This is a genomic window from Alcanivorax sp. HI0044, from assembly GCF_001634945.1.
Map to the genome: position 1 here is coordinate 1 of NZ_LWEZ01001607.1, position 946 is coordinate 946.

Here is a 946-nt window from a genome sequence, read left to right on the forward strand (position 1 = left end):
TGGTGGACAGCACCAGCGCCACCGTGGGGTAGCCCGCATGCCGCGCCAGCTGGTAGCCCTTCAGATTGGGGACCAGGGCCGTGTAGTGCAGAGGGATGTGCAGCGCGTCACCTTGCGGCAGCAGCGGCGTCAGGGCGGCGGCATCGGCCATCTGCGGTATCGCCTTGGGGCTCACAAAGCTCACTGGTTCCAGGTAGCGCATGCCCGCATCGACCAGTAACTGGGCCAGTTTTGCCTTGGTGGCCGTGTCCACGGTTACCGATTGATTCTGAAGGCCGTCGCGCAGCCCCACTTCGTTGATGATTGCCTGATCTGCCATGGTGCTTGCCGTCGTGCCGAAAGGGGCCCGCAAGTGTGCCATCGCCGCTGGCGTTGTGCACCCTGGCCGGACAGACGGTGGGTTTGCAGGTGGCCAGAACTGACAGGTTCTTGGTGGCGGCGTCTGCGGCAATCTTGGGCAAAGAGCCTCATTGCTGCCACAGCGCCAACACCAATAACCAAAGGCAATAACAGGAGCCAACCATGAGCAGCCTGCCCCCCTGCGCCATGCTCAAGCACGTGCATCACAGCGCCTACCGCTGCCGCGATGCGGAGCAGACCCGCTGGTTTTACGAAGAGGTGCTGGGCCTGCCCCTCACCCTGGCCATGGTGTTCGATGAAGAGCCAGGCACCGGCCGCAAGATCGACTACATGCATCTGTTCTTCAAGATGGGCGATGACAATTTCATTGCCTTCTTCGACGCCCCGGAGGGGGCCGATGAAAAAATGTTCCGCCCGCGCAGTGCCTTCGATCTGCACCTGGCCTTTGAAGTGGACACCCTGGACGAGCTGAAGGATTGGCGCCGCCGGATTAACAAGGCCGGCCGCCCCTGCTTTGGGCCCATCGACCACGACTTCATTCACTCCATCTATTTCTTCGACCCCAACGGTATTTCGCTGGAAATCA

General features: G+C 61.3%; 1 protein-coding gene and 1 pseudogene. One reads left to right on the forward strand and one right to left on the reverse strand.

What is annotated here, in order from left to right; all coding sequences use genetic code 11:
* Positions 1-319: pseudogene (locus A3730_RS24310) on the reverse strand (hydroxymethylglutaryl-CoA lyase); the annotation flags it as partial.
* Between the two features lie 203 nt (positions 320-522).
* Between A3730_RS24310 and A3730_RS24315 the strand changes: the two are divergent.
* The coding region (locus A3730_RS24315; protein ID WP_082872524.1) for a VOC family protein at positions 523-946 on the forward strand (424 nt) is incomplete at its 3' end.